The organism is Gimesia chilikensis, assembly GCF_008329715.1.
Taxonomy (GTDB): domain Bacteria; phylum Planctomycetota; class Planctomycetia; order Planctomycetales; family Planctomycetaceae; genus Gimesia; species Gimesia chilikensis.
Map to the genome: position 1 here is coordinate 174,052 of NZ_VTSR01000018.1, position 23,252 is coordinate 197,303.

Annotated in this window: 14 protein-coding genes and 1 tRNA gene; 9 read left to right on the forward strand and 6 right to left on the reverse strand. The window is 53.1% G+C overall.

The genetic code is table 11. The annotated features are described in order from the left end of the window. Window positions 1-31: 31 nt before the first annotated feature. A tRNA-Val gene (locus tag FYZ48_RS21915) sits at window positions 32-105 on the reverse strand. 185 nt (window positions 106-290) lie between these two features. On the opposite strand from FYZ48_RS21915, the gene FYZ48_RS21920 reads away from it, so the two are divergent. The 5 genes from FYZ48_RS21920 (at window position 291) to FYZ48_RS21940 (ending at window position 8,704) form a co-directional block, all read left to right on the forward strand. Further along, window positions 291-1,268: an NAD-dependent epimerase/dehydratase family protein gene (locus FYZ48_RS21920; protein ID WP_149344333.1), complete on the forward strand. Its 978-nt coding sequence runs from the start codon at window positions 291-293 to the stop codon at window positions 1,266-1,268. Between the two features lie 273 nt (window positions 1,269-1,541). Continuing rightward, window positions 1,542-1,751: a hypothetical protein gene (locus tag FYZ48_RS21925; protein ID WP_145043124.1), complete on the forward strand. Its 210-nt coding sequence runs from the start codon at window positions 1,542-1,544 to the stop codon at window positions 1,749-1,751. Between the two features lie 274 nt (window positions 1,752-2,025). Next, the gene (locus FYZ48_RS21930) at window positions 2,026-3,771 is read left to right on the forward strand and encodes an amidohydrolase (RefSeq protein WP_149344335.1); all 1,746 of its coding nucleotides are present in this window, start codon (window positions 2,026-2,028) and stop codon (window positions 3,769-3,771) included. A gap of 227 nt (window positions 3,772-3,998) precedes the next feature. After that, window positions 3,999-5,279, forward strand: coding sequence for a serine--tRNA ligase (gene serS / locus FYZ48_RS21935; protein WP_149344338.1), 1,281 nt, complete (start codon window positions 3,999-4,001; stop codon window positions 5,277-5,279). A gap of 308 nt (window positions 5,280-5,587) precedes the next feature. Beyond that, the gene (locus tag FYZ48_RS21940) at window positions 5,588-8,704 is read left to right on the forward strand and encodes a tetratricopeptide repeat protein (protein WP_149344341.1); all 3,117 of its coding nucleotides are present in this window, start codon (window positions 5,588-5,590) and stop codon (window positions 8,702-8,704) included. 6 nt (window positions 8,705-8,710) lie between these two features. Here the strand turns inward: FYZ48_RS21940 and FYZ48_RS21945 are convergent, their stop codons facing one another. From FYZ48_RS21945 to FYZ48_RS21955, 3 genes are read right to left on the reverse strand one after another with little or no spacing between them, the layout of a single operon-like run. After that, window positions 8,711-9,019, reverse strand: a complete 309-nt coding sequence (locus FYZ48_RS21945; RefSeq protein WP_145043117.1) for a putative quinol monooxygenase — start codon at window positions 9,017-9,019, stop codon at window positions 8,711-8,713. A gap of 21 nt (window positions 9,020-9,040) precedes the next feature. Continuing rightward, window positions 9,041-9,436, reverse strand: coding sequence for a thioesterase family protein (locus tag FYZ48_RS21950; RefSeq protein WP_149344344.1), 396 nt, complete (start codon window positions 9,434-9,436; stop codon window positions 9,041-9,043). Window positions 9,437-9,478: 42 nt separating this feature from the next. Then, window positions 9,479-13,207, reverse strand: a complete 3,729-nt coding sequence (locus FYZ48_RS21955) for a S8 family serine peptidase (protein ID WP_149344347.1) — start codon at window positions 13,205-13,207, stop codon at window positions 9,479-9,481. Window positions 13,208-13,577: 370 nt separating this feature from the next. On the opposite strand from FYZ48_RS21955, the gene FYZ48_RS21960 reads away from it, so the two are divergent. From FYZ48_RS21960 to FYZ48_RS21975, 4 genes are all read left to right on the forward strand, one after another. Then, on the forward strand, window positions 13,578-13,883 hold the full coding sequence (locus tag FYZ48_RS21960) for a hypothetical protein (protein WP_149344349.1): 306 nt from the start codon (window positions 13,578-13,580) through the stop codon (window positions 13,881-13,883). A 196-nt stretch (window positions 13,884-14,079) separates the two neighbouring features. After that, window positions 14,080-15,819 carry a SulP family inorganic anion transporter gene (locus tag FYZ48_RS21965; protein WP_187782153.1) on the forward strand — a complete coding sequence of 580 codons (1,740 nt, stop codon included), beginning with the start codon at window positions 14,080-14,082 and terminating at the stop codon, window positions 15,817-15,819. Then, window positions 15,819-16,934: a tRNA-queuosine alpha-mannosyltransferase domain-containing protein gene (locus FYZ48_RS21970; protein ID WP_149344353.1), complete on the forward strand. Its 1,116-nt coding sequence runs from the start codon at window positions 15,819-15,821 to the stop codon at window positions 16,932-16,934. The genes FYZ48_RS21965 and FYZ48_RS21970 overlap by 1 nt, the downstream gene beginning before the upstream one ends. Before the next feature lie 376 nt (window positions 16,935-17,310). After that, on the forward strand, window positions 17,311-17,955 hold the full coding sequence (locus FYZ48_RS21975) for a hypothetical protein (RefSeq protein ID WP_145043104.1): 645 nt from the start codon (window positions 17,311-17,313) through the stop codon (window positions 17,953-17,955). A 44-nt stretch (window positions 17,956-17,999) separates the two neighbouring features. On the opposite strand, the gene FYZ48_RS21980 is transcribed toward FYZ48_RS21975, so the two are convergent. Beyond that, on the reverse strand, window positions 18,000-19,340 hold the full coding sequence (locus FYZ48_RS21980) for a replication-associated recombination protein A (protein WP_149344355.1): 1,341 nt from the start codon (window positions 19,338-19,340) through the stop codon (window positions 18,000-18,002). A gap of 279 nt (window positions 19,341-19,619) precedes the next feature. Continuing rightward, window positions 19,620-22,967, reverse strand: a complete 3,348-nt coding sequence (locus tag FYZ48_RS21985; RefSeq protein WP_149344356.1) for a PVC-type heme-binding CxxCH protein — start codon at window positions 22,965-22,967, stop codon at window positions 19,620-19,622. Window positions 22,968-23,252 lie beyond the last annotated feature (285 nt).

Genomic DNA, 23,252 nt, shown 5'->3' on the forward strand with positions numbered 1-23,252 from the left:
GCAAGTCAGGGGTGAACGGCAAATGCCTTAGTGGGCGATGAGGGACTCGAACCCCCGACCCTCTCGGTGTAAACGAGATGCTCTAGCCAACTGAGCTAATCGCCCGGATTTTCAATATACATCGGAAAATCCGATGTTTTTGTTGCGTCATTCTTAATGACACGTTCGTATTATGGCAGGTTCGTAGCGAAATGCAACTCTAGCGTGTAAACTGTTTTAAGCCTTCGCTGACATTGGCCCGAATTTATCCGTTCTGCGGTTTTTTCCTTATCTTGAGAAAGAATTTCGTTATGTCTCATTGCCTCGTTACCGGTGGGGCCGGCTTTATTGGCAGTCACCTCTGTGAACAATTAATTCAGCAGGGACAACAGGTTACAGCCGTAGATGATCTCTCGACCGGGTTCTTGAAGAACCTGGATGCGATTATCGACCATCCGCAGTTTACCTTCCGGACCGGGTCGATCACCGACCCTGTGCTGATGGCAGAAATGGTGCAGGGCGTTGACACAATTTATCACATGGCGGCAGCCGTCGGGGTGAAACTGGTCGCAGATAACCCGGTGCGGACGATTGAGACCAATATTTATCCGACCGAAGTGCTGCTGCGGCACGCAGTGCAGGGGGGACAGAAATTTTTCCTGGCTTCCACCAGCGAGGTTTACGGCAAAAACCCCAAAGAACGCTGGACCGAAGAAGACGATCTGCAGTTCGGACCGACGACGCGTCCCCGCTGGGCTTATGGAGCCTCGAAGGCCATCGACGAATTTCTGGCACTGGCTTATCACCAGAAATACGGGCTGGATGTGCGGATCGGTCGCTTTTTCAACGTGGTGGGCCCCCGACAGGTGGGACAATACGGCATGGTGATTCCCCGTTTCATCGATCAGGCTCTGGACGGTGGTCCGGTAGTCGTATTTGATGATGGTTCCCAGATCCGCTGCTTTGGACACGTTTCAGAAATCGTGGACTGTGTGATCGATCTGACCAACCTGGATTCTGCCTCCGGGCAGGTTTATAACGTCGGCGGTGATGAACCGGTTTCAATCAAAGGACTGGCCGAAGCAATTATCGCTAAGGTCAACCCGGACGTTAAAGTCGATTACCTGCCTTATAACAAGGCCTATAATGAAGACTTCGAAGATGTCCAGCGCCGGATTCCCGACCTGGGGCGGCTGGAGCAGACACTGGGACGCAAACCAAGTGTGAAGCTGGATGCGATCCTGGATGACATCATCGCCTTCAAAAAACAGGCCCGCGGCCTGGCCTGAGCGTCAGGAATAACCGTTAAAACTGGAATCATCCGTAAAATTCGAGTGGGAAATCCGCTCTGAATTCGATCCCGGCTGCACGCTCTCATCTCGCCCGCGCTCCTGATCCGATGAGTAGTATGGCGAATATTGCAGTTATCCTGGCAACATGCGGTCCAATGGATGGGAGAGATGATGAACGGATTCCAGAAAAAGTTATTTGTATCAGCAGTTCTACTGGGGATTTGGGGAACAGGTCTTTCTGTCCAAAGCGCCCAGGCAGGCGGGGGACGGATGTTTCTCTCGTTTTGTGAACTGTGCCAGGAAACCAGCCGGGGAAAACAGGCCAAAGGCAGTACTTATCCCTGGCCCCTCTATTCTTACCATCAGTACCGGGGTAAGCATTGCAACAACGAATATCAGCCCGGGCTGTATCGACGTTATGAATATGCACGCTACCACGTAAAAAGCCCGCAGCCCTTCCCGGGACAGATCAATCCCTGATCTGAGGACAGAACGCTCAGGCAACTCGCATTTATTCTCAGTTATATCTCTCCTGCAGTGACGTTTGCAGATGGTTCCCACCATCTTGAACAGCACTCGCAGGAGATTGTTTTTTTACAGACAGACAGGGTGTGCGGGATTACGCTGAAAACCGTTCCCGGATTGTTGCTCCTGATGCGCGAGGCCGGTTACACTGTATAGATCAGTCTCCATTGATGGAATGGGGGCTGAACCTTGCTGGTAGCCCGCCTGATCTCATCCCGCTGGAGTGCTTATGTCTGTCCTGTTCCGGAATTGCTTTCGTCCCACCTGCCTGGTTCTGTTTGTCTGCCTGATTACATCGATGGTCTCCGCTGAGACAGCGACGCTGATCTTCAAAAACGGGAAGGTCATCACACTCGACTTCAAATCAAAGATCGCAGAAGCGATTGCCATACGCGACGGAAAAATCCTGGCGGTGGGCAGTAATGCTGAGATGAAGCCTTTTCAGGGGGAACAGACAAAGGTGGTCTCCCTGGACGGTAAGACTGTGATTCCGGGGTTGATTGAGTCGCACGTTCATGCTCTGCGGGCGGCCCGCGGAGAGTTGATTCAGCCGCATCAGGAACTGAATTCCGTTGCAGAGATTCAGGCCTGGATCCGGGAAAAAGTCAAAGAGGTGCCCCCGGGACGCTGGATCACCGTTCCCCGCACCGATATTACGCGGCTGAAAGAACGTCGACGTCCCACTCCGGCAGAACTGGATGCGGCTTGCAGTACGCATCCGGTTTATATGAATATCGCCCGTAAAAATGTGTTGAACACCCGCGGGTTTGAATTGATCGGCATTCGAAAAGAGGGAGATAAACTTGCGGGGGCAAGGGTTATCTTCGATGAAGCAGGGAAACCTTTAATGATGGAAGGGGGCGGCGGTGCGATCAGCAAGCTGATTCCGCGGGAAACCGTTCCCCCCGAAGCGACGCGGGAAGCCTTAAAGAAACTGCATGCGATTTATAATTCTGTCGGGATTACCAGCATCCTGGAGCGGGGCTCGCGCGTCGACGAGTATCGGGAATATGAGTTGTTGAAGGAGCAGAATGAGCTGACCGTGCGGATGACGATGACGATTCGCGAACAGCTGCGGAGCGCCGAGGCGGTGCGGGAGTTCACAAAGAAACTGGGCCTGATTACCGGAGATGGAGACGACTGGGTTCGTGTCGGCCCGCTGAAGATCTCCGTGGATGGCGGGATTCATTGGGGGAGTACCCGGCTTTCTGAACCCTATGGAGAAAAGCGAATCAAGTTTTATGTACTCGAAGATCCCGACTATCGGGGAGACCTGGCTTATTCGCGTGAGCTGATGGCGGAAATCTTTGAAGAGGGACAGAAACTGGGCTGGCAGATGTGTTGTCACGCGACCGGGGACGGGAGTGTGAATGAAATTCTCTCTGCTCTGGAAGAGGTAAATCAGCGGCTGCCCGTCAAGGGGCGTCGGTTCTGTATCACGCATGCCTACTTCCCCTCAGGCGAGTCAGTCAAGCGTTCGCGCAACCTCGGGGTCTGTTACGATACGCAGACCTACCTGTTCTATCGCGATGCCGATGCCATCAATCAGATCTATGGTCCGTCGTGGGTGAACCGTTTCATGGGGCTCAAAATGTTTGTGGATGCCGGCGTGCCGGTGGCGATCAACAGCGATCACATGAACGGCTTTGATCCGGATCATTCGATGAACGCCTTCAATCCGTTTCTGGCGTTGTATATCGCGGTCAGTCGTCGAGATATCTACGGGGACGTATATGGTCCCCAGCAGAAACTGAGCCGGGAAGAGGCCCTCCGCTGCATGACCAGCGATGCCGCCTACATCAGTTTTGAAGAGGATAAAAAGGGGACGCTGGAACCGGGCAAGCTGGCTGACCTGGTTGTGCTGGATCGGGACTATCTGACCTGTCCTGAGGAAGAGATCAAGCAGATCAAACCCCTGCTGACGGTTCTGGACGGAAAAGTCGTCTACGATGCAGCGCAAGATAGTGGAACCTGATTGGACAGGGAATGCTCTCTGAAACCGCTACAACGGGTATATTCGGTCTGAGATGTCCCGATGACAGGCCGTAAATCGGGCTGAATCTTCATTTTTCGGATCGAAAAAGCGTTACCCTTGGACATTAAAATTGTCATGAGATATGATGCGATCTCTATTTCAGGAGAGAGACCGTACGTATCGGAATTTGACTCATTTCAGGACTCTGACGGGGTAATTGATTTCTTATGTTGGATTTGCAGTTCATCTGCGAGAATCAGGAAGCGATTCTTGAGAATTGTCGTAATCGGGGAATTGAAGTCGATCTGGCACGGCTGACCGAACTGGATCAGCGTCGCCGGGAGCTGATTGTTCAAGGCGATCAGGTTCGTCAGGAACAGAAATCGGTCTCTTCCCAGATTCCGAAAGCCGCAGACAACGATGAGAAGCAGTCTCTGATTGCCAAGGGCAAAGAGCTCCGCGAGCAGGTTTCTGCCATCGATATCGAACTGCGGGAAGTCGAAACCGAACTGCGAACCGAACAGGCACGGGTACCCAACCTGGCCCACCCGGATGTCCCCATTGGTAAAGAGGATAAGGCGAACACCGTTGTGCGGTTGTGGGGTGAGAAGCCCGCCTTCGACTTTACTCCCCTGGATCACGTGGCCCTGGCTGAAAAACATGATCTGATCGATTTCGAAGCGGGTACGCGGGTGGCGGGACACGGCTTCTACTACCTGAAAAATGAAGCGGTTCTGCTGGAAATGGCCCTCTGCCAGTATGCCATGCAGAAGCTGGTGCAGGAAGGATTTATTCTGCACAGCACGCCGGACCTGGCGCGGAAAGAGATTCTGGAAGGGATTGGCTTTAATCCCCGCGGCGATGAAACCCAGATTTACTCTGTCGAAAACACCGACCTCAGCCTGGTTGCGACTGCAGAGATTACTCTGGGGGGATCGCAAAAAGATCAGATTCTGGATCGGGAAACGTTACCCCGCAAAGTCGCCGGGCTGTCACACTGTTTCCGTACTGAAGCGGGCGCACACGGTAAAGCGACACGTGGTATCTATCGCGTGCACCAGTTTACCAAGGTCGAAATGTTTGCTTTCACCGAGCCCACCAATGAAGCTTCTGACGAGATGCACGAAGAAATCGTGCGCATCGAGGAAGAGATCTTCCAGGGACTGGGCCTGCATTATCGCGTGGTCGATACCTGCACCGGAGACCTGGGAGCACCCGCTTATCGTAAATACGACCTGGAAGCCTGGATGCCCGGTCGCGGCGATGCCGGCGACTACGGCGAAGTGACTTCCGCCTCTAACTGTACCGACTACCAGTCTCGCCGACTCGGGACCCGCTGTAAATCCAGTGGCCAGAAAGGGACCGAATACGTTCACACGCTGAACGGGACCGCGGTTTCAATTGCCCGGGCGATTATCGCGGTACTGGAAAATAACCAACAGGCAGACGGCTCCATTCTGATTCCGGAAGTACTCCGTCCGTGGGTTGGAAAAGAGCGGATCGGTTAAATCTTCCACTTTGGAACAAACGCGGTCAGTTCAGAACTCGTAGTAAAGCAGGGTGACTTTGCAAACAGACAAGGTCTCCCTGCAGAGGGGCGGACCTGATTTAGATCCTGATTATTACTGGATTTAGACCGATTTCGGGTTTATTTGTCAGGAATACAGGGTAAGTTAGACCGAGTACATGATTCCATCCCCGGGCAGTATTGTCGTGCTGTCCGAACCGGTCTGGATCTGTACAGACCCGCCCCATCTGATCTCGGCGTGTGGTTAGCTGTTTGTTTCTATTCCCGTTTCAGATCCAGAGAATTTACGTGAACGATCAACCAGACAAAGATTTGCCTGAAGACAATACTCCCGACGCTTCCGAGCACGCTGCTGATCAGAATCAGGGCCCCGAGGATTCGGAAGAAACACCCGCCGGGGAGGCTGGTCAGACTGATGTGGAAGAAGGTCTGCCCGAATGGGAACCATTGACCCCGGAACTGGTCGAAGACGAAGCGATCCGGGGCGACTTCATGTTACGCTGGGCCGCGATTCTGCTCGCCTGTCTGTTTGCAGCGACCTATATCACCGATACCCAGACCCTGGTGCATGTCAAAACGGGACAATACTTGGCCAGCCACGGCTTCTGGCCACCCGCGAACGATGTCTTCTCCTATACGGCCACCGATCGTCCCTGGCACAACAACGGCTGGTTGTTTGATCTGTCACTCTCCGCCGTCTATGGCGTCCTGGGAGGGGCTGGTTTAACGCTCCTGAAAGTCCTGTTACTTGGAGTGACGTTTTACTTCATTGTCCGGCAGAGTGAGCGGGAGATTTCCACCTGGTGGGGCTCGATACTCGCGGTGCTGGCTCTGATTGCCTGTTTTCCACAACTCACGGTTACGCCCGAGATCATTACGATACTGGGCGTTGTGTTAACCCTGTATTTTCTATCGGCGTGGCAGAAGCAGAATTCTCCCCGCGCACTCTGGTCTCTGGTCCCGCTGTTTCTTGTCTGGGCTAATATGGATTCACGAGTGGTGCTGGGGATTGCACTGCTGTTGTTATATGCCCTGGGGGAAACCGTGGCAGCGATGCTGGATCGCTCAGTGCTCAACGATGATACCGATTACAAGGCCTTGTGGATGGTGCTGGGGGGTAGCCTTGTTGCGACGCTGTTGAATCCGACCGGCTGGCATTCTCTGTCGGCAGGGCTGAGTTATTACTCAGTCGATTATCCCATTATGCAGTCCATGTTCCAGGGACAGTTGCGACCGGAAGAACTGGGGTATTTCCCGATGACCTCTCCCCAGTTCTGGAGCTCGCTGAATCATTATGCCGTCGCAGCGTTTATTCTGATGCTGCTGACACTGGTGAGTTTCGTGTTGAATCAGTCGCGCATGAGCTGGGGGCAGTTGTTTGTCTTTGTGGGCTTCTGCGGATTCTCTGTCCTGGCCAGTCACGAACTGGTGGTCACAAGTGTGTTGTGTGCCATCTTTGCGAACCGTAACTTTCAGTTGTGGTATCGCGATAACTTCCGTCAGACTTACAGTGTCGAGACTTCGGAGCTGTTGTTTTCACGGGGCGGACGCGCTCTGACTGTGCTGACATTTTTCGCCCTGGCTTATCTGGTTGTCTGCGGACGTTTCCAGGGACAGGGAGTTACCCGGCACGCTATTGGTTTAGGGCTTAGCCCTTCACTCAGTCGGACGATTGACGGCTATCGTGCCGCCCTTGAAGAGTCTCTTGATGATCGTCCTTTCCATTTCGTGCTGGAGCAGGGCGACCTGTTGATCTGGCTGGATCAGAAATCCTTCGTCGATAATCGCCTGGCTCTGTTTACAGGAACCGGGGAATCCGACCTGATTGCCTTGCACGACACAACGCGCCGGGCGCTCCGCTCGGAGCGTAAGGAGCAGCAGGGAAGCGGTAAGCCTGAGATCTGGAAGGCCACTTTTAATCATTATCACGTGACCCACGTGTTGCCGCGACTCTCGGGAATGAACCCGGACTACCGCACCTTCTTCGATTTACTGACCACGCCGGACTGGCAATTGACCAGCCTTAATGCGGCAACAGCCGTCTTTTATCGCACTGACACCGAAAATGAAAAGACCGTCGAATTCCTGGCATCCCATAAGCTGAATTTCAAAGAGCTCGCATTTCAGCAACAGAAAGACTTTCCTGAAATTCGCAGTGACTGGGCACGTCCGCAGTCGATTTACAGTCGCTACCTGTTGCCTCAGACAGTCAGTCTGGAGAACGATGTGCAGACCGCACGTCATTATCTGGGACTCATGTCGCAGGCAGGTGGGAACCATGAATTAACCTCCAGCTTTGCGATTCTGGCGATTCAAAAGGCCAATCGTGGGTTGATCGAAAATCCAAACAGTGCAGAAGCCTACCGCATCCTGGGAAGTGCCTACAGTTATCTGGCACGACTGGAAGCACAACTGCTGATTCCCCCCGGCGCCAATGGTCAGCAACGACAGCAGGTCGGAATCGACCGCATGCGTTACTTCCAGATCCTGCATGCCTACCACCAGTCATTGATTATTGAACCCGACTTTGCCCCCACTCATATGCTGCTGTTTGAGATCTATTCCAATATGCGGAAAGTCGATCTCGCGCATCGGGAACTGAAAGCCTACCTGGAAATGGTAGAAGGTCAGGAACAGATGGACGACGAAGCCTTTGCCCGTCTGCGTGCCTACTCAGAACACGTTGAGAAACTGCAGGGGCAGATCAATCAGGTTTCTGAGGAACTGGCGCAGCTGGAAGAAAAAGGCGGCGATCGGCTGCAACTGGCGAGCCAGGCTTACCAGAATGGTTTTGTCCTGCTGGCACAACATTACCTGGATGACCCGGTCTATGTGAAGCAGAATCCCCTCGCTCAGAATCTGCAGGCGACGATTCTGATGGAAGTCGGTCAGTCTGAAGCAGCCGCGAATCAGGTATCGCAGTTACAGCGTGATGCACAGAATCAGCCACAGATTCCCTGGCGGGCACAAGCCGCATTCACCAGTCTGGGGAATGGAAACTACCGTGGATGCTTTGATCTCTGGCGACAGGAGATTCGAGAGCACGAAGAGGCCCGGATTGCAGGTGTGTTGCAGACACTGCCTCTGGTTCAGCCTCCCACCAACAGCTTCTGGCCCACTCAGCATGCGGTTTCGGTCATCAACTATCTGTATGGACTGGCCCAGCAGCAGACGCCGTTGAAGTTGAACATGGCCCGCTGTGAAATTGAAGCGGGTCAACCGGAGCAGGCCACGGCCCTGTTACAGGAGATCATTGATGACGCGCCGGACACGCCGTATCGACCCATGATCCGCTTTTACCTGTATCAACTGACGGGGACGTTGATTCCGGAACAACCGGAAGCACCGGCGGGGCAGACGGAGCCAGAGGAAGTTGAACTACCCCTCGTAGCTCCGAAACCCTGAGTCTGATTAAGCCGGCTTCAAGACTTTGATCGTGGTCCCTTTGACAAGGTCTGCGACCTGTTCGCGGTAGGTCAGCATGTGGGGAGCGGCGAGGTGTGCCTTGAGGGCATCAACGCTTTCCCATTTCTCCATGACGGTCACAATCTGGCTGCCGTTCTTCACCTGAACCGGGATGTCGGTATCTTCATCCACGGCCGGTCCGTATTCGATGCAACCATCTTCCGCGTGAACCAGGGGAACCAGGTTGTGGAAGGCTTCCAGGAAGGCGGCCTGTTTGCCTTCCGCGATTTCGATATCTGCGATCACAAAAATCATGTTACTGCTTTCTGGAGGGAGTTAGTTTTTTCGTAAGCGTTTTGCCAACTGGCTCAAACGTACGATGCGGCGGGAATGCAGGCCGCTGGCGATCTTGTCACCACCTGCAAACGCTTCTACATTGAAGCGATACACCGGACCGTCCTGATAGATGAGCCGTGCGGTGCACTGCACCTGCTTGCCTGGTGGAGTGGGAGCCAGATGCTCGATATCCACATGGGTGCCGACGCTCAAAAAGTCCGCTTCCAGCCAAGGCTCCAGAAATTGTAACGCAGCCTGCTCCAGAAACCAAATCAGCGACGGGGTGGAGAGTACGGAAATTTCTGTATCTCCACCGCCGAAGGTGATCGTCAATTCGGGAGTGACTTCAAAGGTGATTGACTTGCTCTCACCGATTTTGGGACGCTGCCCCTGCATGCTGCTGCCTGTCTTTCTCGATTCTCATTTTGGTTCAGCAGACTACTGCGAGATTTCAATCGGTATGTAATCTGAGATCCGATCATCACTGGTCGAAACACTGATATAAGAACGAATGATCTGTTTCGCCAGAGTCGATTTGACATCCGGGGTTACTGTCACAGGCAGGGTCACTTTGATCTTGGAGATACCATTGATTTTGGTAGGAATCTCCAGTGTTGCCTGTGAGGAACTGCTGGGATCCGTTTTGGCAGCAGAGGCATCAATCAGTTTCTGGGGACCTGTGACCTTGAGGATGTAAACATCAGGGCGTCCGACAGTCAGGATGTTGAGATTGATCGAGCCTTCCATTTTGACAGGGATACTCGGGAAGAGTGCTTCCAGGGTAATGGTGCCCTGGCTGTCCTTTAATCCTTCGTCGTAGGGAACCGTGAAGTAGGTATCCACGGCGGCATACAGCGTTTCGTAGGGTTTGCCCGGTTCGGGACGGGGAATATTGTTGAAGGATTTTCCGCGTCCGTAGAACGAACCTTTGTGGGCTTCGACCAGTTTCCCGTCCGCACCTTTCTTATACAGTCGGTGATCGATACGGCCACTGAAGCCCTTTGTTTTTTTGTCGTCGGAGGGGAAGGTCAGCCGCACCGTTGTGGTCTGGCTCTCACCGCTCTCCGGTCTCCACTCGGGAATGTCCAGTTTACGGAACGTACGGTAGTTGGCCATGATCGGAAAATGATCTTGGGGAACGACACGGGTCAGGCTGCCCAGGCTGGCGGACATGCTGCGTACCTGATTGGACGAGTTGGAGTAGGTAATCAGTTTCTCTGATTCTTTGCCGGAATCGACGGTCGACAGAGAGAGTTCGTCGGACGAGGCGCGGAAGCGTTGTGCTTCGATGAGCAGATCGTATTTGGATTCGTTCAACCAGTTACCACTGAAGGTACTCACGAGCACCTCGTGGATGCCTTCTTCTTTGGTTGAGACCGTCAGGGTGGCGTTAGAACGGTCTCCCCCCAGCTGCGAGGTCTGTTGAATCACACGGTAGCCGATCTCGTCTCCATCCGGATTGAATACGCTGACGAGCAGACGACCTGAGCTGTTGGCTTCAAAACCCAGCATGACGGTCAGACTGCTGTCCCGGCGGGTGACTGCAATCGGGTAGCGGTGGTAGGCACCTGCAGTAATGGTTTTCTGAGGAACGACAAAGGCTGCCTGGCGATCGGAGTCACGCAGGCCCAGTCCGGGCAGGCTGACTTCGGTTTCGAGGTCCGAGAGTTCGATCGGTTTATGTACTACATCCAGGAAGCTGAATTCCCGTTCGCCATGCTGAGTGACGGTGTAGTAAGCCAGGTAGGTTTTTCCACGCTCCATCAGGTGGCGTTTACGGGTACTGTAGAAAAATGATTTGCTGCTGTTGGAAAGGACCAGGGTGATCTGGTTCCCCAGTGCCTCTTCCTTACCAGGCAGGGCAATTGAGAACGGGATTTTTTCTTTGTCCTTTTTGACATCCAGAGTCACGACGGAACCGTCGGTATCCTGGATTTCAACTTTTTCCAGCTTCACGATGGCGGGAGTGTTCTTCAGTAACAGGCTTCCCTGGTCGGAAACTTCCCCGTCAATATTCAGGTCCAGGTCGACCCGCTTGTGAGCGGCGATGTTATTGGCCCGGTCGTACAGACGGTTGAATTTGGAATAATGATTGATACTGAATTCCGCAGACTGTTTCTTGGGATCCAGGGTCTCTTTCGCCAGTCGCAGGAATTCGGTATAGGCTTTGTCGATATCGATCAAACCCGCTCCCTGTTGAGCGTAAGTAAACCCGGACATCCGCTGTGCTGTATTTTCCAGTGCGATACGCATACTCAACGCAAGCGAAGTCAGGGAATAGCGACTGTCAGACGATTTCTTACGGATAGACTCAATTTTCTTCTGTTGTCGTTCCAACACCTCCGCATATTCTTTGTCAGCTTTAATCAGGGAGAGCATGGCTGCAGCGGCACCGGCGGCAATGGGAGACGACATACTGGTCCCGTTAAACATGCTGGAACCATCCGAGTTCAACGGTGTCGAAGACAGGGCTGAACCAGGGGCTACGACGTTAGGTCGCATTTCACCTGTGTAGGAAGGTCCTAACGAGGAAAAGTAAAGCAGACCGTGTTCCGGGGCTTTGACCCCTTCGGCCAGGCGGTAGTGTTCCATCAGAGTATTAGCCGACACATGGGCGCCGACAAAGACTGCAGGGCTGGAGCCTCCCAGCCCGTTAATCGTACGATAGCCGGGGCCATCATTCGAGGCGGATACAAAGAAGGTGGTTCCGAATTTCGCCGAGAGGTCCTGCAACAGGATGCTCAAGGGACGTTTCAGATAACCTTCATGACTACCCAGGGAAATGTTGACCACGTCGGGGACATACCCTTGTGGATTAAAGAAGGCCGAGATGATGCCCCGCAGGATTGCCTGGTCGGTACAACTGCGTCCCGAACAGACCTTGATTGCCATCAGTTCTGCTTTCGGGGCGGCTCCTTCGATCTGGAGTCCACTACCGGCAACAATACCGGCCACATGGGTTCCGTGTGACTGTTGATCGAAGGCCACGGTGATTTCGGTGATCTGCTTTTTGGAATCAGGACGGAATAACAGCGGATAGGCGATCCGTTTCGTACGTGACGGAAATTCCAGCATGCTCTGATAAGGGACTTTCAACCCGTCTTTCTGCATTTTACGGGCTGTGTTGAAATCGATAATTGCTGTTTTTGCTTCTTCACCAGTGAATTTGCCGTCCATGTCCACGTCGACGAACGCCAGTGCGTACTCTTTGGGAAGGTCATGAATCGTCGGATCCGGCTTACGGGCGACTGCGGGGGCTTCGGGATCTTTGGCTCGTTTTTCTGCTTCTGCCTTCTTTTCCTCTTCGATTTTTTTCAGGATCGGGTTAGGAATCATCCCGACCGCAACCAGAAGTTTGTCATCCTTGGTGCCGTTTCGGTTGATATCAACCCCTTCACGACCCAGGGTTGTCCAGAGGTCTCCCTGCTGAAAACCGAGTTTCTTTTCATCGATATAACCGAAGAAGACCGTTTCGTTTTCTTTGATCAGTTCCGGCAGGGCGACAAATTTCCGATCTTCAATTTCGATTTTGCCATCCAGTTGACGAACGCGGGTCAGGGGAGAACGACCTTCGCGGGTGGCATCATCCCAGAAGATCACGCGATCCTGAAAGACGGGGTGGCTTGTATCGATACCGGTATCAATGATCGCCACAATCGTACCCTCGCCCAGACCTTTACCGGCGACGCGTTTCCGCAGTGCGGGGACTTTGATGTCGTCCAGCGGGACGTAGAGGGAATCGAAGTCGGCTTCAGGGACATCCTGCAGTTCAGGAACTTTTGGCTGTTCCGGCGTTGGTTCCAGTACACCCTGAGGTGTGTTTTTGTGAGGCAGAATCTCTTCCATAACTCCTGAGGGGAGCTTCAGAGAATCAATAAACTTCTTGTCGTTCAATTTGCTCGGGGGGAGGTTGACCACCAGGAAGGGGATATCATTACCGATTCCCAGGTTTGGGTCGTAGACAATTTTTCCACCCGCTTTCTTGACCAGATCCGCGGTGCGTCGGACGTCGTTTACCCGCAGCAGCACGGTCAACTCCGGCGAGCAGTCGCAGAGTTCTTCTTTCAACTGGGCGTCAGCCGGGGCAGCAAACTGGTTGAAACCAGCGGCCATGATGGTCAGGATCAGGGTGTATTTCGACAATCGAGATAAATTGAAAAAGTTCATCCGTCCCTCAAGCTTTCGAGCATCAGGACACTAGGTCCTGTAAAATGATTATGTTTTGGAATTCAGCAGGCAGGTGGGTCGTGTCGAGTTATCGGGCTCCTGGATCACACTTAATTAAGCATGATCGTTAAGCTTTCTCTATAAGACCACACTTTAATATAGGTTACATTTTGTTGAAGTTATTCATATTCTCACATGATGAGAGGTGAATGTGAATACCACAGACCGAGGAAAATGTGATTTAATCATGACTCGCAAAGCACTTAGGGTTAAATTCTGAACTTTATTACCCTGCGGGGGCTTCCCTGAATTCAGATAAATTTGTCAAGAAATAATTGACAAATCGAATCGGGTAAAATACCTTTTATGCATGTTTCAGACTGCCCGCCACGCCCTGATGTTTCTCTGCTGTGCCATTGTTGCACTCGACATCGTATTGTTTCTGGGCGGACCTGCTCTTGTGCAGTCTGAAGGTGAGAATCAGGACTGGTTCTTCTCTGAATTTGAGTTTGAAGAAAACGAAGAATCCGGTGAAGAAGAACCGCTGATCCAGGATGTGGAACTGCTTGTCGAAGTTTCCCACTTGAGCTCACCCCTCTTTGATGTTGAATTTCATATCAACGAATCCGATCGAGACGAAACCCATGTTTCTCGGGGGCCGCCAGCGCTTAGCTGAGTTCATGCCTGTTTTTTCGATATTCTCCGTCGCGCTCATTAACGTTTCTCTTGTGTCCCACTGTTGAGTCTGCTGCGCGAATAATTCTATGTTGGTGCATGACCAGTCTGGTCGTTGTTCCCGGGATAGAGGATATCTTCAAGTTCACCCCGCCTGAGCTTCAATGATTCAGGTCCATCGATCATGGATTCTTTCAATGTCACAAAATCAATTCGATCAACCCAGGTTCAACCTCAAAAGCTATCTCAACGAATTTAATCCCTGGCACAATATTAAAATTATGCATACCAACGTCCCCAACGATATTCTGGCGGGGATCACGGTAGCTGTCATCGCGATGCCACTGGCACTCGCGTTCGGGGTTGCTTCCGGGCTGGGAGCGGAAGCCGGGATGTGGGCCGCAATCTGTGGTGGGATTCTGGTCGGTCTATTTGGTGGATCCAATACCGGCGTCAGTGGTCCTACAGGGCCCAAGGTTGTGCAGCTGGCTGCGATTATTGCGGCAACCAAAATGGCCAGTGGGGAGCCTGATATTGTCTTTGCGATGTCGATGGTCTTTCTCAGTGGGCTGATCTGTATCGTCCTGGCTCTGATGAAGATCGGGCGGTTTATTTATTACACTCCTTATTCGGTTGTCTCCGGATTCATGTGCGGGATCGGCGTGATCATCATCCTGCTTGAAATCCCACCCATGCTCGGATTTGCTACCCCCAATTCCGTGATGAGTGCCATCAAACAGATTCCGTATGACATCATGCACGAAAAGCCGCATGCCCTGATTGTGTCCCTGGCGACATTCGCGACGATTCTCATCTGGCCGCGACTGACTAAGAAACAGTGGTTGCCTGCCCCTTTGATGGGGCTGATCGTGGGAACCAGCCTTGCGCATCTGCTGCAGTTCAAGGATATCGAATATATCGCTTCGATGCCGGTAGGCGTGCCTCACCTTTACTGGCCGGACTTTTCGCGTTTTGGTGATATGATCGGCGGCGCGTTCGCTCTGGCCGGACTGTGCATTTTTGACTCGCTGCTGACCTGTCTGGTGGCAGATAATATGACCAACGAACGTCATAACAGTGACCGGGAAATCTTTGGTCAGGGAATTGCCAACATGGGCTGCGGGATTGTCGGGGGCGTGACCACTGCAACCGCCACCATGCGGACCGTGGCGAATATCAAGTGTGGCGGAAAGACCGGCCTGGCTTCGATCACGCATGGCCTGGTGCTGCTGGCACTCATGCTCGGGCTGGCTCCTTATGCAAGTTACATTCCGATGGCCTGTCTGGCAGGAATCCTGTTGAAAGTCGGTATGGATATCATTGACTACCGCGTGCTGCCGGTCCTGCATCGTATGCCGTTCATGGATTCAATCTGCTTCTGGGCGGTTTTAATTCTGACGATCTCGGTCGACCTGCTCGTGGCGATGGGGGTCGGTATTACCATTGCCTTTGTCCGGATTGTACAGGAACTGGGGCAGGCTTATGAACAGAATGTGGTCAATCTGAATGAAATCAGCCGGCCGTTGCCCGCTGATGTATCCATGCCGGAGGACCTCAAGGAAAAAGTTCTCAAACTGCGACTGGAAGGTCCGCTGTTCTTTGGAGTTTCTGATACAATCTACCGGACATCCTCAGCACTGGTCGATTATAAGTATCTGATCATCCGCATGGCCCGTGTGCCCATGGTGGATATGTCGGGGGCGTATCTCCTGGAAGATATCATCGACAAAGCGCATGACCAGGGGGCAACCGTGTTCTTTACCGGTTTACGCCCTCAGGTGGAGCGAACCTTGAACCGCTTGAAGGTCATCGAAAAGGTGTCTGAACAGAACTGTCTGGCGACCTTCAATGATGCCATTCTGCGGATTCAGGAACTGGAAAGCCGGCAGTCTGACACAGAAAATAAGGTTGAGTACGAAGACGTAAGCAGGGTTTAATGCGAATACTGGCAATCAATGCGTATCATGGTGGGAGTCATCGTGATTTCCTGCAGTATTGGGTCTCGCATAGTTGCCATGAATTCACTGTCCTGACATTACCTCCGCGGCATTGGAAGTGGAGAATGCAGCATGCTGCTTTAACCCTCGCTACCGAGGTTGAGCAGCGCTCTGCATCCGGCGCCCGCTGGGATGTGCTGTTTGTGACCGACATGTTCGATCTGACGACGTTTCTGGGGCTGGTCCGTAAAGAGATTATGGACTTGCCCCGCATCGTCTATTTTCATGAGAACCAGTGGACCTATCCGGTTCCTGAAAACGAAGTTCGTGATCTGACTTACGGATTTATCAATCTGAAATCCGCTATTTCCGCGGACGCACTCTGGTTCAATTCCGATTTTCATCGGCAAGAGTTTTTTCAGGGTTCGGCTGAGTTCCTGCAACGTATGCCGGACTATGCTTCGGTAGACGTGCTGAAACCACTGCAGCAAAAGTCGTCTGTGCGACCTCCGGGAATTCCATCTCTTGAAGGAATGCATCGGGAACAGAAGTCCAGGCCAATTCAGATTCTATGGGTGGCTCGCTGGGAATATGATAAGAATCCGGAGCAGTTCTGTGACGCGGTCACTCAACTGGATACACAGGGGGTTGATTTCCGACTGAGTGTGCTGGGCCAGTCCACCCCGGAAATCCCCGACTGCTTTCTGGAATTGAAATCACAATTTGCAGACCGGATAGATCATTGGGGCTTTCTCGAAAGTCGATCCGACTATCAGCGGGCCCTGCAGGCGTCGGATATTGTGATCTCAACCGCCTGGCATGAATTCTTCGGGATTTCGATCCTGGAAGCGGTCGAAGCCGGTTGTCTGCCGGTACTGCCGAACCGACTCTCATACCCTGAGATATTTGCTGAGGCTCCCGAATGTTTCTATGACGGATCAACTGAGGCACTGGTTGCGAAGGTCATGGAGTATTCACGACTACTGCAATCGGACCAGGTAACCACGGATGTGCGGGAGCGGCAGAAAAAAATCTGTCTCCGCTACCATTGGGAGTCCGTTGCCCACGCGCTGGATGAAAGTGTTGCCGAGTGCTGCCGCAGGCCTCGTCTCTGAATCACATCTGAAGTCATAACCGGTATAAACCCGCTTCAAAATTGTGCTGATATGTATAACTGGTACCCGTTCCAGAGGACTGTGACGGTTATAACAATCGGAGCCAGAATACCGGTTACGCGAGATGCATGAAATCTGGCTTGATGAGTAATTTGGGCCCTGTTTTATAGTACTGACAGAGAGTCATGCACTTGAATCAATCCAGCGTTTTTCGCTGTAAATTGAAAACTTTTTTATTGTGTTTGGGATACTGCTCTGGCAAAGTAATACCTGTCAGTGACCGCGTGTTTCTGATTTCATGACGGTCTCACCAACTTTGATTAAAGACTGTATGAAGCATCTGAGATCTACCCACTTTTGCCAAGCGATTATCATCATGCTTACAATTTCAAAAGACATCCTGCCACAGACTTTTCTGAGCTACATCGCCTTCCGGATTGCATTCATGGACACTCTGGAACGCATTGCTCTGGCAAAGCAGGTTGGAGACGATCCGTTCGAATCATTCGGATATCTAACTGAGGTCCCGTTTCTGAGAAGCGTGCCGCCACACGTGCAACTGGATCTGCTGTCAGTCACCTGGGCCAAGCATCTGGCCAGTGAAAACGTGGAAGGCGACCTCGTTGATGAAAGCGTTGTATACGCGGTCTGTGAAACGGCTGCCCGCATCATCGACGAACAACCTGACGAAGCACGTCGTTACCTTGAGGGGGGACCACTTGACGTGCATATCGCCATTGATCATTTCCTGTCATCGGAAGTTCGCAATCTGCACCTGAATCTGTCTAACGAAGGCGATTTTCTGCTGATCAGCCAGTTCCAGGATATGTCTCCTGAAGAGGCTCTGCCGATGAAAGAAGAATTTGGGATTCAGGAAGAAGAAATTGAACCCATGTTCGACGTGTTGATGCAATGGTACATGTCGGTTGACTTCATGCCCAACCTGGAAGGGTTGCTGCAGGAACGGGAAGTCGCCCGGGCGATCACAATCGTCGGTCTGAAACAGCAGCCACTGTGCTGAATCAGCACAGTCAGGCTTAGGCTGACGAGATGCAACGAGGGGGATCAGGAACGGTTGTTATCATCCGTTCCTGATTTTTTTTCGCGCCGTTCCTTGAAGACTTCCAGCCGCTTGCGGATTGTGGCTTCAAAGCCTCGCTCGACGGGGCGGTAGTATTCACGTTCCACGCCCAGGTAATCCTGGTCGACCCAGCCCTCTTCTGAAGCATGGGCATACTGGTAACCTTCGCCGTGTCCCAGTTGACTGGCCCCGCGGTAATGCGTGTCTTTCAAATGCACGGGGACTGGTAGCAGGGCCTTGTTTCGCACGTCGGAGAGTGCTTCATCAATGGCGACGTAGGAAGCATTCGATTTCGGCGCGGTGGCAATATAGGTCACCGCCTGTGCCAGCAGGATCCGACCTTCGGGCATGCCGATCTTCTCGACAGCGGCAAAAGCGGAATTCGCGATCAGGAGAGCCATCGGGTCTGCATTGCCTACGTCTTCTGAGGCAGCGATCACGATGCGGCGGGCCAGGAAACGCGGGTCTTCGCCCGCTTCAATCATACGGGCCAGCCAGTACAGGGCGGCGTCCGGATCACTGCCGCGCATGCTTTTAATCAAGGCGGAAGCGGAATCATAGTGAGCATCGCCATCCTGGTCATATTGAATCGCTTTTTTCTGAATCGATTCCTGAGCGACTTCCAGGTCGAACACTCGATCCTGACCGTAGAGGGAGAGGACCCCGATTTCCAGTGCGTTTAGAGAGCGTCGGGCATCTCCATCGCAGACTTCAATCAGAAAGTCGAGGGCCTCGGCTTCGACTTCAACGTTGTAGCGGGCCAGTCCCCGTTTTTCATCCTGCAAGGCCCGGTGCATCAGCGTGCGGATTTCGTCCGCCGTCAGTGCCTGGAATTCGAAGATCTGACTGCGACTGATGAGAGCCGAGACGAGCGAGAAAAACGGGTTCGAAGTTGTTGCACCGATCAGGGAGACTACCCCCGATTCCACATCTGGTAACAAGACGTCCTGCTGAACTTTGCTGAAGTGATGTAGCTCATCAATGAAGAGAATGGTCTGTTTGCCCCCCGAGGCCAGTTCATCGCGGGCCCGGTCCAGGGCGGCTCGGACTTCTTTGATTCCAGCAGAGGCGGCATTCAGTGCTTCAAAGCGGCGGTTGGATTGACGGGCAATCAATTCTGCCAGAGAGGTTTTACCGGTGCCGGGGGAGCCGAAGAAGATGAGCGAGCCAATCCGGTCGGCGGCGAGGATGCGTCGCAGAAGTTTTCCCTCGCCCAGAAAATGCTGCTGTCCGACAAACTCTACCAGAGAGCGCGGACGCATGCGGGCTGCCAGCGGTTTCGCCTTTTCGAGGTGCTGCGATTCCTGCTGATCGAACAAGCCCATGTAAAAAACCTCCGCCAAGTGATTCGTTCGCGGGTGTTATTAGAACCCGTGATTGCAAAGTGGGAACCTGATAACTCGGGTTGTGTGAGCCGGATATACCGGATTTACACGCGGCCGAATCTCGTGGGTTCCCCTAGAAATATTTGTAGGGTCAACTCACGATTTTGAATCAACATGACAGAGGCTTGTTTCTCTGTTTCGAATAGTCTCATTTTAACCGGCAACCCTTCGTAAAACAAGGAGCCGATTTTAGAAATAATATTCTGCAAAAACAACTACTTAGCCTTCGTGCTTATTGGACGGACCTTTGGGTTTCTGTTTCTGTTGAAAGAGAAATTCCACGAGGTCCCGCAGATCATCTTTACTGAGCTGCTTGACAATTTCTTCGGGCATTGCCGATTTCCCGGTCGCCCGTTCGTCGATTTCGTCCTTGGGAACACGAATCACGGTTCCTTTGGCATCCATAACCTCCAGGGTATCATCGGATTCATTGCGAATGATACCAACGACCACCTTACCGTCCAGCAAAGCCAGCACGGCGGTTTCGAATCCTTTCGCGATCGCTTTGTTCGGTGCGACGATTGCTTCGAGCAGATAACGGCGGTCTTTATCACGGCCGATTCCCGATAGATCGGGGCCGACTTCGCCGCCGTTATTGCGGATTTGATGACAGCGCCGACAGGAAGTGTCGCTACGACCAAAAAAGATTTCACGTCCCCGGGCAGCATTACCACCAGACAGCGATTCGAGGTAGTTTGCTAGCGCATCTCCTTCGGGACGCTGAGCTTCAAACTGATCACGAAGTTGATCGAGTTCGGGAGATTTCTTCAGAGCGGCCGCCTTGAGCAGATCCAGTTGAATTTCCGCGGAAACCTCCTGCTTGACCAGTCGCTGCATCCAGTTGGTCAGGATGGTAGTCGCTTCCGGGATCTGCATCTCAGCCAGGGTCTCGATGGCGCCCTGTTTTTCTGAGGTTTGTCCCGATTCAATGGCCTGTTCCAGGGGCTGCAGGGCGGCCTCTGGTTCGTGGCGGGCCAGTACATTGCGACCTGCGACCCTCAATGCGGCATGCTTGTCCCGAATTGCGGATTTAGCGATCTCTGAAATGCCCGGGTAGCCGAGTTTATCCAGCGCCTTGAGCGATGCGACGCGCACATCAACAGGACGTTTCGAATCTTCCACCATTTTAGCCAGCATGGGGGCGGCTTCCTTGATGCCATATTTCGCTGCCAGTCCGGTGCCTGCTTCCTTGATCTTCTCCGAGCTGCTGAACAGGTCGGGGACGATGGGGCCAACGATTTCCGCCAGTTCGACCGGTTGCCGGTTTTCGATGGGCTGCCAGCGTCCGAGAACCCGATCGAGGGGCTCCGGTTCGTTCCACTGGCTCAATTCCTGAATCGCTTCCAGGCGGAGCGTTTCAGGGACATTTTTATCGGCGGCGATCTTTGCCACCAGGGCGGCGTTTTCTGCACCTCCCAGTCGGAAGTTCGCATTCATCACCCGACGGAGCAGGGGATCAGCCATGTCCGGACTCAGGGAAACAGCTGCGAGGTCTGGTACCGCTGCTGGAATCGGAGCATCGTTAATCGCCCGGGCTGCTTCGAGCACGATCTGGGGATCGGAATCCTGCAGGAACAGACCAACTTCCTTACGCTGCAGGCGACGCAGAGCGACAACCGCAGCCAGGCGAACTGCCGCGGATTCATTGTTAGCCGCGGCAATCAACTGGTCGGCAGCCCCGATACGGGACAGTGCCAGAATCGCAGAATGACGCAGCATCGGGTCGGCATTGTTATTCTGTTTGAGCAAGTCGAACAATGCGGGAACCGCCGCCTGTGACTTAAAGTACCCCAAGGCAACTGCAGCGAAGTATTGTACGCGGGCATTCGAATCTTTGAGCAGTTCAATCAGGGTCGGAGTTGCAGAAGTAAATCCGGCTTCCCCGATCACTTTGGCAGTCTGAGCTCTGACTTCGCTGTCCTGATCGTTGAGCAGACTTTGAATGCCGGCGACTGCAGAACTTGTCTGACGCCCCAGCTGTCCGATGCCCCAGATGGCATGCAGGCGGGCAAACAAATCTTTCCCATTCAGGGCGACCTTCTGTAGAGAATCCAGGGCACTCCGATTAACGAGGGCGAACTGGGCTTCCATGCGAATTCGCTGATCCGGATGCGCGAGCAGACCGACCAGTTCCTCAGTGGAACGTTCTGAAAAGCCTTCTTTCATCAGTTCTGCAGAGTGAACTTCTTTCGCTTCCCCTGCATGTTTGGTATCAGTGAACTGGTAGATGCGGCCTTTGCCCAGTCCGTTCCAGCCGTTGACCCAGTCAGAGACATACATGCTGCCGTCGTAGCCAAAGTCGACGTCGGTCGCGAGGATCTGCCAGATGAATTCGTGAGAGTCGGTCAGTTCAAAGGAAGCTCCCTTCGGTTTAACGGCAAACGAACGGATACCGCTGCGTGAGGGCGTACCCCGGAAGTCGGCCAGGAAGAAGTGACCTTTATAACGATCAGAGAGACCCACGCCCGGGTAGTGGACCAGTCCGGAAGGACCATCAGACAAATTTACGATCGGGGGAACCATGTAAGCCGGCTGACCTTCGTGGGCGGGATGCCAGATCTTTTCACGGTTGAAAGGGCCACGGTCGGACAGGTACTGGTAGTACATCCGCCAGCCGGTATCTCCCCCTTCGACAACATAGACCCAGCGGGCCTTGTCGCCGCTGTCTGAGTTGTTGTCGCCTGTGAACAGGTTGCCGTAATCGTCAAACGCCAGTTCCTGTGGGTTACGCAGACCGTAGGCGAATTCTTCGAGCTCGGTGCCGTCCAGGTTACAGCGGAAGACGGCTCCCGTGTCAGGGCGAAACAGATGTTTGCCTTCTTTGGTTTTGATATTGTATCCCCGGTCGCCGATGCTGAAGTAGAGCCGACCGTCGGGACCGAGCTTCAGTCCGTGCAGGTCGTGTCCGCGGAAGGCGACTCTAACCCCGTAACCGCTGCTCAATTTTTCCCGCAGGGTGGCTTTCCCCTCACCGGCCGTGTCTTTGAGACGCCAGACATGGGGAATGCAGGTGTAATAGACGTATCCACCACGGGCCAGTACGCCGGCCCCGGTGCCGTCTTCAATGTTATTGAAGCCATCCGCGAAGACGCTGGCATGGTCGGCTTTGCCGTCGTGATCCCGATCCTCGACCAGGCGGATCCGATCGTGTTCGAGCGTGTAGTCTTTGACGTTTTCCTTGAGATGTTTCTTGAAGTAAGCGACGCGGTCGGCCACGGTTTCTGCGGCGAGGTCATCATGCAACCAGTCCATATGACTCCGGTTGTCTTCCACACCCTTAGACTGCCGGTAGGTTTCTGCTACGTAAAAACGTCCCTGTTCATCAATGCAGAAGGCGACCGGATTGGCCATCAGCGGTTCCGCAGCAAACAGGCTGACATGCATTCCTTCAGGAACGCGAAAGCCCGAAATTGCCTGTTCCCCTTCCTGCGATGCTTCGGCGATCGCAGGAGTATAAGGTGTCTCGCTGAAAGCTTTGTGAGGGTTCAAAAAGGGAATCAGACTGACCGAACAGGCCAGCAGGAGACGCAAACGAAACGGGAGTTGCAGACAGTGGGCAGGAAACAAAGTAACACTCCTTGGGGTGAGCGGCGGGATGCTGTGGATGAAATTTGTATGAATTCAGGTCGGAAAATCACTACTATCTTAACCGCCTGTAGAAGCGGTTCACAGACTGAGTTTCTCCTATATTGTCTGATCAATACAGATTTGAACCCGAATCGGAATTTTTCCAGAGCTGTGAGAGTACAGTTCATTCTCAACTGGTTTGCAGGGTAGAATCTCAGTAACATGAACTAAATACAATACAGTGTCACTGAGAGGCAAGCCGTTCATTAAGTTTGCTTATAAAAG

Bases quoted from the DNA above. Each gene is read 5' to 3' on its own strand.
- FYZ48_RS21945 (WP_145043117.1), bottom strand. From the start codon at position 9,019: ATGATTTTTGTGATCGCAGATATCGAAATCGCGGAAGGCAAACAGGCC.
- FYZ48_RS21920 (WP_149344333.1), top strand. From the start codon at position 291: ATGTCTCATTGCCTCGTTACCGGTGGGGCCGGCTTTATTGGCAGTCAC.
- FYZ48_RS21960 (WP_149344349.1), top strand. From the start codon at position 13,578: ATGTTTCAGACTGCCCGCCACGCCCTGATGTTTCTCTGCTGTGCCATT.
- FYZ48_RS21950 (WP_149344344.1), bottom strand. From the start codon at position 9,436: ATGCAGGGGCAGCGTCCCAAAATCGGTGAGAGCAAGTCAATCACCTTT.
- FYZ48_RS21980 (WP_149344355.1), bottom strand. From the start codon at position 19,340: ATGGGCTTGTTCGATCAGCAGGAATCGCAGCACCTCGAAAAGGCGAAA.
- FYZ48_RS21970 (WP_149344353.1), top strand. From the start codon at position 15,819: ATGCGAATACTGGCAATCAATGCGTATCATGGTGGGAGTCATCGTGAT.
- serS (WP_149344338.1), top strand. From the start codon at position 3,999: ATGTTGGATTTGCAGTTCATCTGCGAGAATCAGGAAGCGATTCTTGAG.
- FYZ48_RS21965 (WP_187782153.1), top strand. From the start codon at position 14,080: ATGTCACAAAATCAATTCGATCAACCCAGGTTCAACCTCAAAAGCTAT.
- FYZ48_RS21975 (WP_145043104.1), top strand. From the start codon at position 17,311: ATGCTTACAATTTCAAAAGACATCCTGCCACAGACTTTTCTGAGCTAC.
- FYZ48_RS21930 (WP_149344335.1), top strand. From the start codon at position 2,026: ATGTCTGTCCTGTTCCGGAATTGCTTTCGTCCCACCTGCCTGGTTCTG.
- FYZ48_RS21955 (WP_149344347.1), bottom strand. From the start codon at position 13,207: ATGAACTTTTTCAATTTATCTCGATTGTCGAAATACACCCTGATCCTG.
- FYZ48_RS21925 (WP_145043124.1), top strand. From the start codon at position 1,542: ATGTTTCTCTCGTTTTGTGAACTGTGCCAGGAAACCAGCCGGGGAAAA.